Below are 15,403 nucleotides of genomic sequence, written 5' to 3'. Positions count from 1 at the left end.
TAGTACCCCATCCGAAAACCTGCGCTCACCCTTGCGGATTCTCGGAACCGACGAACGTTGTATAGGTTTTTACCGATAACGCAACCGCACTTCGCGCCTGAAAGCGATTTAGTCTGAAGACGTTGCGTCAATGTCACGGCTGCTAGGAATCGTTTGATACGAGACGCAAAATATCCCTCCACGTTACGAAGACCATTAGCATTAATACCAAGCCTAAACCAATGCGGAAGCCGACATCTTGAACGCGTTCGCTCAGGGGCTTCCCACGCAGCGCTTCGGCCGCAAAGAAAACAAGATGCCCGCCATCCAGAATCGGAACCGGCGCAAGATTGATCAGGCCGATGCTCACCGACAACACTGCCGCGAGTGAGATCAGCGGAATCAGACCATGTTCTGCCACTTTGCCTGAAATTTCAGCGACACGGATTGGGCCACCAAGCTGATCCGCGGACTGGCGCTGGGTTATGACACCCCAGATATAACTGACGGTGCCATCCATGATCCTCCAGGTTTCCCTTGCACCCTCGGCTACCGCTCCGATCGGACCATACTGGATGCTGATAACATTTTCGGGATCAGCGCTGCCCCGAAGTCCGATGTCTCCCGCCATTTGCCGTTCGCCCAGGAACACTTCCTTTTCCTTGGCATCCGGCGTGACCGTCAACGACACCAGGTCGCCCCCGCGCTCGACCTCGAAAACAAGAGGATTGTTTGCATTCATCAAGACGATCTGGCGAAGCTCACCGAATGTGTGAATGTCTCGTCCGTCGATTTGCTTCACGACGTCGCCGGCGACAATACCGCCCCGCGCAGCCGCACCGTCCGGGAACACTTCTTCAACGACCGGAACCAGTCCCTGCTTGCCCGCGGACACGAAGAGGGCAGCAAATATGACGATGGCAAGAAGGAAATTTGCAAGTGGGCCCGCTGCAACAATCGCCGCACGCTGCCAGACTGGCTTCGCGATAAAGGCGGTCTTGCGCTCTTCTTCGCTCATCTTCGCGATCATTTCGCGGCTGGGAACGCTTGCAGCATTCTCGTCGCCAGCGAATTTCACGTAGCCACCGAGCGGGATCATGCACAGTTTCCAGCGCGTTCCCTTGGCATCATTCCAGCCAAAGATCTCGCGTCCGAACCCGACAGCGAACGCGTCCACCTTCACGTTGCACCAGCGCGCAACGGCGAAATGCCCAAGTTCGTGGAAAAACACCACGATCGTCAGGACAAACAGGAAGGGAATGATCGTTCCGACTACGAGGGAATAAGCAGATACTAAAAGATCCATGAAGGGGTCCGATCTAAACGCAACGAGGCACTTATTGCATCACATTATTAATAAGAGAATTACGGCGCGTTAATGGTAAGATACTTTTTTTGCTGCAGCATCAATGCCATGACGTCCGGCTTCCAATCCATTCTAGGGTTTTTTTCCGCGCTTCGGAATCCAGATCAAGCACGTCTTCAACACATTTTGCAGGTTTGAGCATGTCCGACGCGGCAAGACGTTCAAGAACGGCTTCGATCGCGGCAGGGATATCCAGGAATCCGATGCGCTCCTTCAGGAATGCGTCGACCGCGACTTCGTCCGCCGCATTGAGTGCAGCCGGCGCACCGCCGCCTGCTTCCAATGCGGCCAGCGCGATTCCCAGACATGGAAATCGCTCCGCATCCGGAGCTTCGAAGGTCAATTTACCAAGTTCAGCAAGGTTCAGCCGCGTCACCGGCACGGGCATGCGCCCTGGATACGCGAGGCAATGCGCGATCGGCGTTCGCATGTCCGGGCTTCCAAGTTGGGCCAGCAGCGAGCCATCCTTGTATTGAACCAACCCGTGGATCGTCGATTGAGGATGCACCAGAACATCCAACTGATCATTCGAAACAGGAAAAAGATGTGCGGCTTCAATGACTTCAAAGCCTTTGTTCATCATGGTTGCGCTGTCGATCGTGATCCGTGAGCCCATGTCCCAATTCGGATGCTTCAGGGCCTGCGCCGGCGTGACGTCGTTCATCTTCGCCAAGGGCCAGGTTCTGAAAGGACCGCCTGAAGCGGTCAGGATGACTTTCTCAATCTGGTCAGTCTGGTCTTTCTCGAAAACCTGAAAGATCGCGTTGTGCTCGCTGTCAACGGGCAGCAGTTCCACACCGGTCGCGCGGACCTTGTCTACAAAAAGGTCACCGGCACAAACAAGGCACTCCTTGTTGGCAAGCGCGATACGCCGTCCGGGTTTGATGGCCCTGAATGTCGGAACAAGCCCCGCAGCACCGACGATCGCGCCCACAACCAGGTCAGTCTCCATATCGACCGCTTCTTCGATCGCCGCCTGCCCGCTTGCCGCGGTGATGCCTGTTCCGTTCAGTCTTTCAGTCAGAACAGGAAAAGACTCATCATCTGCCAGAACCGCAATCGATGCCTTGAGTTTGATGGCCATGTCGGCGAGCGCATGCGCATTGCGATTGGCAACGAGCGCAACGACGTCAAAACGGTCGGGATTTTTTTCCAGCAGATCGGCGAGGCTTTGGCCGATGGAGCCCGTGGCTCCAAGAACAGTAATTCTGGTCGGGGCGCGCCCGGTAACTGTTTCGGCTTCGACCGGCATCGAACTTCCCCCAAGCTTAACCAAGTCCAAGGCCCGCAATGGGGTCCGAAAGAGGCCCTCCGAGCAATACACCGGCGAAAACGGCAAAAATCGCGGCCGCGACAAGTCCATCGATCCGGTCCATGATGCCGCCATGCCCCGGGATCAGCTGACTTGAATCCTTCACGTTAAATCGCCGCTTGATTGCCGATTCCAGCAAATCACCTGCCTGGGATATCACGGAAAGCACAATTGCGACCGAGGCCCAGCCCAACAGTCCTTGCGCGTTCGCCAGCGCAGCCACTCCCGTGCCGAAAACGGTCGCAAAGATCAGACCGCCAAGCGCACCTGACCAAGTCTTTTTTGGCGAAATGCGCGCCCAGAGTTTCGGTCCGCCAAGAGCGCGTCCAACGAAATAGGCGAAGATATCCGTCGCCCAAACGACGAACATGAGGAAAAACGCGAAAAGCAGACCATCGCTGCCCGCGCGGATCGACAGAAGCGAAAACAAAGCCAGTCCGCTGAACAGCACACCCTCCGCACCCCATCGGCCAGTCTGTCCGCCGCCGGAGCAAAGGAACACGGACACCGCTCCCGCAACCAGCACGAGAAGCGAAATCTCCGGCATTGCGAGCACCTGGCAAAGCGTAAGCGCAGGCAGCGTCACGAAACTCAGGAAAGCTGGAAGAAGAGCGTCGCGGGTCCCCGTGATCGTCATCCATTCCCACAAGAACAAAGTTGCCGCAACCAGCACCAGGATCGCAAAGAGAAACCCGCCCCAGAAGGTGAAAAGCAACACGAGCGGCCCCAGGATGACCGCAGAAATCAACCGCAGTCGCAAGTCGGACATTTTGCGCTGTTTTGATCCGGTCTCTTCCATTACCAGCGCCGCACGTCAGAGCGCTTTGGCATCGACACCGCCATAACGCCGATCGCGTTTGCAAAAGCAGTCAAGGGCTTCGTCGAGTGCGGCTTCGTCAAAATCAGGCCAATTGAGGTCACAAAAATAGAATTCGGTATATGCGGCCTGCCAGAGCAGAAAATTGGAAAGACGGATTTCCCCGCTGGTCCGGATAATGAGATCAGGGTCCGGCAAGCCACCTGTATCCAGGCTTAGCGAAATCGTATCCTCTGCAATGTCCTCTACCCGCAACTCTCCGTCTTTCACGCGCTGCGCGATATGTTGCGTGGCCCGGACAATTTCGTCGCGCGCCCCGTAATTGAAAGCAACGACGAGTTCCAGACCCGTGTTCCTGCGGGTCAGGTCCTCTGCCTCTTCCAGCAAAGACAGAATGCCAGGTTCCAGATCACTGCGCCCGCCAATCACACGGATGCGAACATTCGCATCATGGAGTTCGCTGAGATCTCGCTGGACGAACCGTTTCAACAAACCCATCAGGAACGAGACTTCGGTTGCCGGCCGGTTCCAGTTTTCGGAGGAAAAGCTGTAGATCGTGACAATCCTGACGCCGACTTTTCCCGCATGCCGGATTGTCTTTCTGAGTGCCTCAAGGCCCTGACGGTGCCCCTCGGTTCTCGGCAGGCCGCGCGCAGTCGCCCAACGTCCGTTGCCGTCCATGATGAAGGCGACATGCCTGGGTATCTTGCTGATCGGCCCGCTATCGGCCGGTGCTTGCGGGTTCGGGCTGACGCTCATAGGCTCCCCCTGCACTCAGGTCCATTCACCGCTCAGACCTGCGAAATTTCCTGTTCTTTTCTTTCAAGCATGCTGTCGACTTCTCCGATCATTTGATCGGTAAGCTTCTGCACCTCGTCCGACGCAGCCCTGCTGTCGTCCTGGGAGATATCGCCGTCTTTTTCAGCTTTCTTGGCATCGTCCATTCCGTCACGGCGCACATGCCTGATCGCCACCTTGGCCTGTTCGGCGTATTTGTGGGCAACCTTGATGAGTTCCTGGCGGCGCTCCTGGTTGAGCTCAGGAATCGGAAGTCGGAGCAGTTGACCGTCGACGACCGGATTCAGTCCGAGGTTCGACTCGCGGATCGCCTTCTCGACCGCGGCGACCATGCTCTTGTCCCACACCTGAACCGCGACCATGCGCGGTTCCGGCACCGACACGGTGGCGACCTGATTGATCGGCATGGCCTGGCCATAGGCGTCGACGGAAACAGGGTCCAGCATGGATGCGGACGCTCGGCCGGTACGCAGACCTGCAAAATCGGTTTTCAGAACCGATAGGGCACCTTGCATGCGGCGCTTCAAATCATCCAGATCGACACCTTCTACCGACATTTTGTCCTCACTCGTCTTTTTTGCGTGGCTAAATGGAGTCTCAGCGCGCGCCAACATGGCACAAACGCGCCGAAACACAAGGGCTTGAAGAAAAGATCAGGCTGAAAAGTGTCAGTCGCCCACGACTGTGTAAGTGCCCGTTTCCTGAAGCACGCTTACAAGCGCTCCCGGAGTGTGGATTGAAAAAACGATGACAGGAATGGAGTTGTCACGCGCCAGGGCAATTGCCGTTGTATCCATGACCTTCAGGTTGCGCGTGATGACTTCTTCATAACCGAGGGTCACATACCGTTCGGCATCAGGGTTTTCCTTCGGATCATCAGAATAAACGCCATCGACCTGGGTGCCTTTCAGGAAGGCATCGCACTTCATTTCTGCCGCACGCAGTGCCGCTCCGCTGTCGGTTGTGAAAAACGGGTTCCCCGTCCCGCCTGCAAAGATGATCACATCGCCGTCTTCCATGTAGCGGTCGGCAACGCGCTGTGAAAACGTCTCGCAGATGGACGGCACGGCAACGGCAGACAGAACACGAGCGTTGACCTTCAGGCGCCTCAGCGCATCGGCAAGCGTCAGGCTGTTCATGATGGTCGCGAGCATGCCCATGTGGTCGCCCGTGACCCGGTTGCCGCCCTTCGCCGCAACGGCGACGCCCCGGAAGATATTGCCGCCACCGACGACGACGCCAACCTGCGCACCGAGAGCCACGGCATCAGCGATTTCCTTTGCGATCCTTTGCACTATGGCCGGGTCAATTCCAAAAGCCTGCGATCCCATCAGGGCCTCACCGGAGAGCTTCAGAAGGATCCGTTTCCACCGCAAAGAATTCGTCATGTTTTCACCTGGCCTAGAATTGTCTTTCTAAAAAAAAAGCGCCGGACTTGCCGGCGCTTTCGTGAGCTTATTGCCCGGTGGCTGCCGCCACCTCCGCGGCGAAGTCCTGCTCTTCCTTCTCGATCCCCTCGCCCAGGGCGAGGCGAACAAAGCCGGTGAGCTTGACCTCGGTTCCGAGTTCTTTCGCAAGCGCCTCAACAGCCTGTTCAACCGTTTGGTCGGGGTTGATGACAAAGGCCTGTTTGACGAGGGTAACTTCCTCGTAGAATTTGCGCAAACGACCTTCCACCATCTTTTCGATGATGTTGTCCGGCTTGCCTGACTCACGCGCCTGCTCGGAGAATACGGACTTCTCGCGTTCGACGACCGTCGGGTCCAACTCTTCCGTGTTGAGAGCAAGCGGGCTTGTTGCCGCTACGTGCATCGCGATCTGGCGGCCAAGGCCATCGAGCTTTGCAGCGTCTGCAGACGATTCCAGCGCAACCAGCACGCCGATCTTGCCAAGCCCTTCGGCAACCTTGCCGTGGACATAGGTCGAAACGACACCTCCGTTGACCGCAAGCAGCGCGGAGCGGCGAAGTGTCATGTTTTCGCCGATGGTCGCAATCGCGTCGGTGATCGCGTCGGCAACGGACTTGCCGTCGAGATCGGCAGCAGCCAGTGCCTCCACCGAACCGTCAGTCGATGTTGCGACCTTGGCTACCTTGGCGACCAGTTCCTGGAAGCCTTCGTTGCGTGCCACAAAGTCCGTCTCGGAGTTAAGTTCGATCACGGCGGCCTTGGTGCCATCTGCTGCGACACCGACCAGGCCTTCAGCGGCAACGCGTCCGGCTTTCTTGGCGGCCTTTGCCAGGCCCTTGGTGCGCAGCCAGTCAACAGCTGCCTCCATGTCACCGCCAGATTCATTCAAAGCGGTCTTGCAGTCCATCATGCCAGCGCCGGATTTCTCACGGAGCTCTTTTACCATCGCAGCGGTAATGCTCATCGATTGCCTCGTGGATGGGGGGTTTCAGATATGACACGGTTTAGCTGATTGCTGCCCGCATCTTTATGACGGGACTGCAACTAAGTGCAGCCCGCCTTGCGAATTCAACATGTAATCTGCCGCAAAAGTCCGCGGCAGAATCGCATCAGGCCTGCGCTGCAGCCGTTTCGCTTTCAGCTTCAACCGCGTCTGCGACCGGTGCTGCTTCTGCAGCCGGTGCTTCCTCAGCAGCCGGTGCTTCTTCGGCAGCCGGAGCTTCTTCGGCAGGTGTAGTCTCTTCCGCCGGAGCGGCTTCTTCTGCCGCTGCGACCAGGACCTCTTCAACCGGAGCCTCTTCCGACTCGCCAAGATCTACGCCGGCAGCGCCCTGTGCACGGGAGATCCCGTCGATTGCAGCGCGCGCGATGAGATCGCAGTAAAGCGAAATGGCACGGCCTGCATCGTCGTTACCCGGCACCGGAAAGGTGATGCCATCCGGATTGGAGTTGGAGTCGAGGATCGCGGCGACAGGGATGCCCAGGCGGCGTGCTTCCTGAATGGCGATGGCCTCGCGGTTTGTGTCGACCACAAATATAAGGTCCGGAATACCGCCCATATCCTTGATACCGCCCAGGTTCCGCTCAAGCTTCTCGCGCTCGCGGTCCATGAACAGGCGCTCTTTCTTCGTCAGAGCGTTTGCCGCATCCGAAGACAGGGTCTCTTCCAGCTTGCGAAGGCGCTGAATGGACTGTGAAATGGTTTTCCAGTTGGTCAGCATGCCGCCGAGCCAGCGCGCATTGACGAAATACTGCGCCGAGTTGCGGGCAGAAGAAGCAACAGCGTCCTGCGCCTGACGCTTCGTGCCGACGATCAGAACGCGGCCACCACCGGCAACGGTGTCGGACACCGCCTTGAGTGCCTGGTGAAGAAGCGGCACTGTCTGCGACAGGTCCATGATGTGAACATCGTTGCGTACACCAAAGATGTACTGACCCATACGCGGGTTCCAACGGTGCTTCTGGTGACCAAAGTGAACGCCGGCTTCGAGCAGCTGACGCATGGTGAAATCGGGCAAAGCCATGGCCCTTAATCTCCTGAGTTTTCCGGTTTAACCTCCGCAAGAGGAGTATGGGCCGGAGGATCTCTCCTGTCAGCCACCGGATGGACCCCGATAAGCTCAGGTTCCGCCCCTTGCGTGTGGAATGCGCGCCTTATAGTTGGCAGCGAAATTTATTTCAAGAGAAAAACCCGCTTTTCTTTCCGAGATCGGGCAATCTCCGGCACCCCTGAAACAGAATGCGTTTGGCTTTGCTATCGCGGGAGACTCGTATGGTCGGTCCGATGACGCTTAAAAGCCTTGAAGCCCTAGAGCAGCACGCAATTTTCAGGACACCAAAACAAGGGTCGCTGTGCCGAAGCGGTGTTTAGGTGATGGACCCATAAATGAGGCCGTAATGGTTTGAGGCGGCTTGCTTCTTCTCAAGGCGCGGAAGCGCAGGAAATGTCCCGCATTTTCAATGCCTTTCGCAACGCGGAGGAGGCGCAAGCCGGTCAAATCCGAAGGACATGGAAATGGCTTCACCCCGTGGCGTCAGCGTGCTTGACCGGGCAAGAAGCCCGCTCCGCACACCCTTCCTAATGGGATTTCGCCATTTCGCATGCCATTTCAGTCTCATTTATGGGTCCATCACCTAGTCCAGTCGGCCACCGCCTTGCGCTGAACCGACCGACCAATGGTCCGGATTCACGCGCACGAAGATCTGGGCGCGCTGGCGCTCCGTGACTTCGGCGTTCTCCGCCGAATCCTCAACACTGCGCAGCGCAAGTGCAAGCGAACCCACCTGCTGCGCCTGAACAACCACTTCAGACTGGAACAGTGTCAGCTCGAGCGTGGCCGTTCGTTTGGGAGAAAGGTTTTTTCCATCCTGCTCACCTGCCGTTGTGCTGTCGATGGCAAGAACGCGGATGTTTTCCAGAATGGTTTCACTCGTGACCCCGACACCTTCGAGTTCACGGGTCAGAATGAGATCGACCTTGTCACCCGGCAGGATGAACCCGCCTGCAGACGTTTCCTGACCGACGAGGACCGCGATGGCACGCTTTCCCTTCGGCAACATGGTGGCCATGTATCCCTTGTCTGTCTGGATCAACCGTTCGCCGCGGATCGGTTCGCCGGAAAAAATGGCGGTTCTGGCAATGCTGCCGATGATTTCCTGGCTCTTCTTCGAATCCTTTGCCCTGGTCATGACACCTCGCGGGACGGCGTCTTTCGGCCATTCGACCCAGGCGAAGTCCCGGTCCGAGATCTTTCCGCCCTGGGGAATATCTTTGGCCGCAACAAGCACCTTTGCTTGCTCAACGGGCGCAGGCGGCGGAGGAGCTGCGACCGCCACTTCTGTATCCCTGACAAAATGAAACGCCTGATAACCTGCGCCAAGGGATACTAAAAGTACAAATATCCTAGCGAGTTTCGTCCACAATTTGCATATTCCCAGCACATGTCATGTTTATTTGAGCCAAGAATACATGCAAAACACCCAATTCATAAGCAATCGCGAAGGGAAACTCATAGTACTATTAACAAGATGCCAAAATTCTCTCTCACGTTCAAAGCATTAAGAAATCAAAAGATAAAGTTTCATAAAATTAGGTTGTTTTTGTTACAGAGTTTCTCAATATTTCAAGAAACTGTCGACGGAACCGGAAATACGCCTGCCCTGACAGCTGCCGGGCACGCTGGCTGCGGAGGGTCATGCCATCTGAACGTCCGTTACTCCCGGCACTGCCTTGAGTGCGCCGGCAATCTCCGGCGACAGCCTGAACCGGCCCGGTAACTTCACTTCGACTTCGCGCGAACCGTTTTCGAGCAGCACGATCACCGTGACGTCCCCCTCGCCTCTCACGGTGAGCTGCCTTGCAAGGCTCTGTATCGGGCGCTCGTCACGCACAAAAACACGCATGCTTTTCTGGAGCCGCGCGGCCACCTGGTCAATCGGATCAACCTGCTCGATGCGAAGTGACGGTTCTTCGTCTCTCATGTCGGCACCGACGAGAACAACGACCGAGCGGCCGGGCTGCAGCACATCCCGGTACTGTTCGAGTCTTTCGCGAAAAAGGAGCGCCTCATACTGTCCGCTCGCGTCCGAAAGCCGCGCGATTCCCATCCTTGTACCTGTTCGCGTCTTGCGTTCCTGAAGCGAGATGACCGTTCCGGCAAGTCTTCCGTGAGATGCGCCCTGCTTGACTGCATCGGCAAACTGGGTCCAGGGCTGCGCCCGCATCTTTTCAAGCACCTTCGCGTATTCATCGATCGGGTGCGCCGACAGATAAAAGCCAATCGCAGCGTGCTCGCGCTGAAGCTTTTCGTCATTCGTCCAGCTGAGCACCTCGTCAAGCTGAAGCGGCTCTTCACTGTCGCTGCCCCCGAACAGCTCATCCTGTCCAAGCGTCCGGTTCTCCTCGGTCCGTTGGGCCAGTCCCATGATCCGGTCGATCCCTTCAAAGATGCGTGCCCGGTCCGGTTCGAGCTCATCGAAGGCCCCGGCGGCGACGAGGTTCTCCAGGGTACGCTTGTTGAGAAACTTCGGTGATATGCGGCGGGCGAATTCACCCACGCTCTTGAACGGCGTGTCTCCGCGCACCTCGACGATGTGCTCTACCGCCTGTTCACCGACGCCCTTGATTGCGCCCATCGCGTAAAGGATTTTTCCGTCCGAAACGTCGAAGACAACGCCGCTGCGGTTGATGGATGGCGGCACGATCTCAATCTTCATACGCCTTGCTTCCTGGCGGAAGTCACCCAGCTTGTCCGTGTTGCCGAGATCAAGCGTCATCGACGCGGCCATGAACTCGACCGGATGGTTCGCCTTCAGCCAGGCGGTGTGATAGGACACCAGCGCATAAGCTGCCGCGTGCGATTTGTTGAAGCCGTAATTCGCGAATTTCGCGACGAGATCGAAGATCGTTCCCGCCTGCGTCTTGTTGATGCCGCGCTCAACCGCGCCATCCACGAAACGAGCCCGCTGCACTTCCATCTCAGCCGCGATCTTCTTGCCCATGGCGCGGCGCAGCAGGTCCGCCTCTCCGAGCGAATACCCGGACAGCACCTGCGCGATCTGCATGACCTGTTCCTGATAGACGATGATCCCGTTCGTCTCCATCAGGATCGGTTCAAGCAGCGGATGCAGGCAATCCGGATCCTGTTCGCCGTGTTTCACAGCGTTGTAGACGGGAATGTTCTCCATCGGTCCCGGACGATACAGGGCCACAAGCGCAATGATGTCTTCGAACCTGTCCGGCTTCATGCCCGCAATCGCCCGGCGCATACCCTGGCTTTCCAGCTGGAAGACGCCAAAGGTCTCCCCTCGCGCAAGCATCTCATAGGTCCCGGTATCGTCGATCGGAAGACCGGCGACATCCACCGAAACGCCTCGCCGCTCAATCAGCGCAACCGCCGTGTCTATCACCGTCAGTGTCTTCAGGCCCAGAAAGTCGAATTTCACGAGCCCGGCGTCTTCGACCATTTTCATGTTGAACTGGGCGACCGGCATGTCGGAACGGGGATCGCGGTAAAGCGGGACCAGCTGTTCCAGCGGGCGATCGCCGATCACGACACCGGCAGCATGCGTAGACGCATGCCTGTAGAGGCCCTCCAGCTTCTGCGCCATGGAGAGCAGTTTTTCAACGATCTCCTCTTCCCTGGCCGCTTCGCTCAAGCGGGGTTCGTCAGCGATCGCCTGCGCGAGAGTAACGGGATTAGCGGGGTTTGCCGGCACCAGCTTGCAGAGCCGGTCGACTTGCCCGTAGGGCATCTGCAGAACGCGACCCACGTCACGCAGCACGGCGCGTGCCTGAAGCGATCCGAAGGTGATGATCTGCGCGACCTGCTGACGGCCGTACTTCTCCTGAACATAGCGGATGACTTCTTCGCGTCTGCTCTGGCAGAAATCGATATCGAAGTCGGGCATCGAGACACGTTCCGGGTTGAGGAAACGCTCGAACAGCAGTGAAAACCGCATCGGATCAAGATCGGTGATGGTCAGTGACCAGGCGACGAGCGACCCGGCACCCGACCCCCTGCCCGGACCGACCGGGATATCCTTGGCCTTTGCCCACTTGATGAAGTCCGCAACGATCAGGAAGTATCCGGGAAACTTCATGCGTTCGATAATGCCCGTTTCGTAGTCTAGACGCTCCCAATAATCCTTTTCCTCAAGCCCCGGAGCCAGACCATGCTCGTCAAGACGTGCACGCAGCCCTTCGCGGGCCTGACGCTCGAGTTCGTCCGCCTCGGCCTGCTCGGCGGCCTCCGGATCCGCATCCGCCGCCGCAAAGCGCGGCAGGATCGGGGCTCGCCGCTCCGGCCGGAAACTGCATCGCTGCGCGATTTCAATCGTCGCAGAGAGTGCTTCTGGCAAATCGGCAAATAGAGCACACATCTCTGCACGGCTTTTGAAACTATGCTCCGGTGTCAGCCGTCTGCGATCCGCTTCGATGAGAACGCGTCCCTCGGAGATACAGATCAGTGCATCATGTGCCTCATAGTCTTCCCGCTTTGCAAAGAAGGCCTCGTTCGTCGCGACGATCGGCAGGCCGTATTCATAGGCAAACTCGAGAAACGTGTTTTCCGTCTTTCGCTGCTCTTCCAGGCCATGGCGCTGGATCTCGACATAACATCGGCCCGCGAAGGCTTCCGAAAGCCTCTCAAGCCGGTTCCGGGCAATCGGTTTCTGGCCAGCTAGCAGAGCAGCGCCGACCGGTCCCAGATGCCCGCCCGTAAGAACGATCAGATCCTCGGATTTCGAGAAAAGATAAGGTGCGCTGACGTGCGGTTTCAGTCCGGTCTCGGTATCGAGAAAGGCCCTGGAAGTCAGCTCCATGAGATTTCCGTAGCCAGCCTCGGTCATCGCGATCAGGACGACATCGGCGAGTGCGACTTCCCCTCGGCGCGCCCCTTCGAGCCGGTCATCGAAAAAGACGGACAGCTGGCAGGCGGTAATGGGCTGAATACCGGCGCCCCAGGCTTTCGATGAGAACTCCTGGGCACCGAACAGATTGTTCGTGTCGGCAATGGCGAGCGCCGGCTGATTGTCCTCTTTGGCCAGTTCAAGAAGTTTCTTGATCGGCAACGCGCCTTCTAGAAGCGACAACGCCGAGTGCACTCTCAGGTGCACGAAACCCGGGTCGTTTGAACCGGCCCCATGCGCACCTGACGTGTTTTCTGACTGTGCGGATCGACCTTCTGTCACGGACATGCCGAGGCTCTTTTCTGCTACTGGAATCAGAGCCTAGTCAATCGTGTCTTCCTGCTGCTGTCGAGACGCTGTCGGAGTTGTACCCGTTGTTCTTCGCCGGCACCGCGCGCTCTCAAACGGTCCGGTCGAAACTCTCTTCGAACCCCGCATTGCAAATGCCGCCAGGACCGCGTTGTTGAGAGAAATCAGGCCGCAGCGAAAAGGACGTCGCCCCAGACGGCAAGCGTGGTGCAGAAACAGACCAGGGAAGCAAAAGCTGCAAAATCACGAGCGATATGGATCATAACATCCTCCAACGTCTTACCCTTGAATGAAAACACTATGTTCCATTTTTGTTCCCATTGCAAGCTCTTTTTGTTCACGCACTCCGCCATAGGTGTGCCACAATTTTAAACAGCGCGTATTTGGTTTGTTCTCAATGCAGAAAAGCAGATACGACGGGAATTGCAAACGTCAGACAATCGTCTTGAGGTCTTTCACCAGGCCGTCTTCCAGCGTGATCGCCCGATCCATGCGTCCCGCGAGTTCCAGATTATGGGTTGCAAAAAGGGTCGCCACTCCCGAAGCCCGCACAAGTGCTGAAAGTGCATCAAACACATAGTTTGCTGTATTGGGGTCAAGGTTGCCCGTGGGCTCATCAAGCAACAGGATGCGCGGAGCATTCGCGACGGCCCGTGCCACGGCGACACGTTGCTGCTCACCGCCGGAAAGTTCCGACGGTCTGTGAGTTCCCCTGTCCCCAAGTCGCAGGTAGGCCAGCAGTTCATCGGCCCGCTCGGCCGCGACACTCTTTGACAGTCCGCGTATCATTTGCGGCATCATCACATTCTCCTGCGCGGTGAACTCCGGCAAGAGATGATGAAACTGGTAGACAAAGCCGATGTCGTTTCGTCTGATCGCCGTGCGTTCATCGTCCGACAGATCAGAGCAATTGATCGGTCCGAGAAAGACATCTCCTTCGTCGGGGCGTTCCAAGAGACCGGCAAGATGAAGCAGCGTTGATTTGCCGGTTCCGGAAGGAGCGACCAGCGCAACCATCTCGCCCGCTTCAATCCTGAGATTCGCCCCCTTCAGGATATGCAGTTTCTTCTCGCCTTCGTCGAAGCTCCTGACGATGCCGGAAAGTTCAAGAGCCGCGGGAGCGGTTTCGGGCCTCGGATCTGTGTTCACGGCCATGTCCATCTCCCGTTCCTCACTCATATCTGAGCGCTTCGACAGGATCGAGGCGAGCCGCGCGCCACGCAGGGTAGAGTGTTGCCAGCAGCGACAGGGCAAGCGCCATCAGAAGCACGGTGATTGTTTCACCACTGTCTATCTCCGCCGGCAATTTCGACAGGAAATAGAGCGTCGGATCAAACAGCTGTGTCGATGTGAGCCACGAGACAAACTGCCGGATGCTTTCAATGTTGAGGCAGATGATCAGTCCAAGGAAAAACCCGGCTATCGTTCCGACACAGCCGATGCTCGCGCCCGTAATCAGGAAGATCCTCATGATGGCACCCCGGGTTGCCCCCATGGTGCGCAGGATGGCGATGTCCCTGCCCTTGTCTTTCACAAGCATGATCAGACCGGAGATGATGTTCAGTGCGGCAACGAGAACGATCAGCGTCAAAATGATGAACATCACGTTGCGCTCCACCTCCAGAGCGGAGAAGAACGTCGCGTTGCGCTGGGTCCAGTCAGTGACCAGCGTGGGCCGCGCCGCGCCCTCCTCGATCGCGTTGCGCATCACGGCGACGTTGTCCGGATCGACAACGTAGATCTCGATCCCGGTCGCCCGGTCCCCCATGTTGAAGTAGGCCTGCGCCTCTTCCAGAGGCATGAACAGGAAGGTGGCATCATATTCGCTCATGCCGATCTCGAAGATGGCCGAGACCGGATACGCCTTGACACGGGGTGTAACGCCCATTGGTGTGACGCTGCCCCTTGGCGAAATGATCGTGATGTTGTCGCCAACCGTGAGGCCGAGCTGTTGCGCCATGCGTGTGCCGATGACGACGCCCTCGCCTGCGTCAAATCCGTCAATGGTGCCTGGGCTGATATTGTCGGCAACAAGTGGCATCCGGCGGAGATCGCTCTCGTAGACGCCGCGCACGAGCGCGCCCAGGTTGCCGGCGGGACCGGACACCAGGGCCTGGCCCTCGATGAAGGGAAACGCGGCGACGACATCGGGAACACCTTCGAGTCGTTCCGATACCGCATCATAGTCATTGAGCGGCATGTCGATCGGCTGCACGAGCATGTGCCCGTTGATGCCGAGAATCTTGTCGAGCAGTTCGGAGCGGAAACCGTTCATCACGGCCATGACAATGATAAGCGTGGCGACACCGAGCATGATTCCGGCAAACGAGAACCCTGCAATCACCGAAATGAAGGTCTCTCGCCGCCTCGACCGCAGGTACCGGCCCGCGATCATCCATTCGAAGGCGGAAAAAGGCCGGGTCGGAGAAGCCGCCGTCTGGCTTTCGCCAACATCCGCCATGTCTGCTGTCGTCATGATCAATCCACTTCAGCAATGCCCTGAC

At 57.6% G+C, this 15,403-nt stretch carries 12 protein-coding genes; all 12 read right to left on the bottom strand.

The annotated features are described in order from the left end of the window. Nucleotides 1-142: 142 nt before the first annotated feature. The 12 genes from rseP to RDA78_RS20915 all read right to left on the bottom strand — a co-directional run bounded on the left by rseP (nucleotide 143) and on the right by RDA78_RS20915 (nucleotide 15,375). Complete coding sequence (gene rseP, locus RDA78_RS20970) at nucleotides 143-1,285, bottom strand: RIP metalloprotease RseP (protein WP_434051725.1); 1,143 nt, start codon at nucleotides 1,283-1,285, stop codon at nucleotides 143-145. A gap of 100 nt (nucleotides 1,286-1,385) precedes the next feature. Further along, nucleotides 1,386-2,597 carry a 1-deoxy-D-xylulose-5-phosphate reductoisomerase gene (locus RDA78_RS20965; RefSeq protein WP_434051724.1) on the bottom strand — a complete coding sequence of 404 codons (1,212 nt, stop codon included), beginning with the start codon at nucleotides 2,595-2,597 and terminating at the stop codon, nucleotides 1,386-1,388. A gap of 16 nt (nucleotides 2,598-2,613) precedes the next feature. Next, nucleotides 2,614-3,426 carry a phosphatidate cytidylyltransferase gene (locus tag RDA78_RS20960; protein ID WP_434051723.1) on the bottom strand — a complete coding sequence of 271 codons (813 nt, stop codon included), beginning with the start codon at nucleotides 3,424-3,426 and terminating at the stop codon, nucleotides 2,614-2,616. 45 nt (nucleotides 3,427-3,471) lie between these two features. After that, nucleotides 3,472-4,233 (bottom strand): isoprenyl transferase, encoded by a 762-nt coding sequence (locus RDA78_RS20955; protein WP_434051722.1) that lies wholly within the window; start codon nucleotides 4,231-4,233, stop codon nucleotides 3,472-3,474. Between the two features lie 32 nt (nucleotides 4,234-4,265). Further along, on the bottom strand, nucleotides 4,266-4,829 hold the full coding sequence (frr, locus tag RDA78_RS20950) for a ribosome recycling factor (RefSeq protein WP_434051721.1): 564 nt from the start codon (nucleotides 4,827-4,829) through the stop codon (nucleotides 4,266-4,268). Between the two features lie 111 nt (nucleotides 4,830-4,940). Next, nucleotides 4,941-5,660: a UMP kinase gene (pyrH, locus tag RDA78_RS20945; protein WP_306143721.1), complete on the bottom strand. Its 720-nt coding sequence runs from the start codon at nucleotides 5,658-5,660 to the stop codon at nucleotides 4,941-4,943. Between the two features lie 67 nt (nucleotides 5,661-5,727). Continuing rightward, nucleotides 5,728-6,645: a translation elongation factor Ts gene (gene tsf, locus RDA78_RS20940; RefSeq protein WP_434051720.1), complete on the bottom strand. Its 918-nt coding sequence runs from the start codon at nucleotides 6,643-6,645 to the stop codon at nucleotides 5,728-5,730. Between the two features lie 145 nt (nucleotides 6,646-6,790). Beyond that, nucleotides 6,791-7,705 carry a 30S ribosomal protein S2 gene (rpsB, locus tag RDA78_RS20935; RefSeq protein WP_434051719.1) on the bottom strand — a complete coding sequence of 305 codons (915 nt, stop codon included), beginning with the start codon at nucleotides 7,703-7,705 and terminating at the stop codon, nucleotides 6,791-6,793. A gap of 610 nt (nucleotides 7,706-8,315) precedes the next feature. Continuing rightward, complete coding sequence (gene cpaB, locus RDA78_RS20930; protein WP_434051718.1) at nucleotides 8,316-9,122, bottom strand: Flp pilus assembly protein CpaB; 807 nt, start codon at nucleotides 9,120-9,122, stop codon at nucleotides 8,316-8,318. A 252-nt stretch (nucleotides 9,123-9,374) separates the two neighbouring features. Continuing rightward, nucleotides 9,375-12,878: a DNA polymerase III subunit alpha gene (dnaE, locus tag RDA78_RS20925; protein WP_434051717.1), complete on the bottom strand. Its 3,504-nt coding sequence runs from the start codon at nucleotides 12,876-12,878 to the stop codon at nucleotides 9,375-9,377. Between the two features lie 453 nt (nucleotides 12,879-13,331). Continuing rightward, nucleotides 13,332-14,054: an ABC transporter ATP-binding protein gene (locus RDA78_RS20920; RefSeq protein WP_434051716.1), complete on the bottom strand. Its 723-nt coding sequence runs from the start codon at nucleotides 14,052-14,054 to the stop codon at nucleotides 13,332-13,334. Nucleotides 14,055-14,070: 16 nt separating this feature from the next. Beyond that, entirely contained in the window at nucleotides 14,071-15,375 is a 1,305-nt protein-coding gene (locus RDA78_RS20915; protein ID WP_434051715.1) for a lipoprotein-releasing ABC transporter permease subunit, read from the bottom strand. Between the last annotated feature and the right edge of the window lie 28 nt (nucleotides 15,376-15,403).

The organism is Roseibium sp., from assembly GCF_051016195.1.
Classification (GTDB): domain Bacteria; phylum Pseudomonadota; class Alphaproteobacteria; order Rhizobiales; family Stappiaceae; genus Roseibium.
This window is presented reverse-complemented; position numbering and strand designations above follow the sequence as displayed.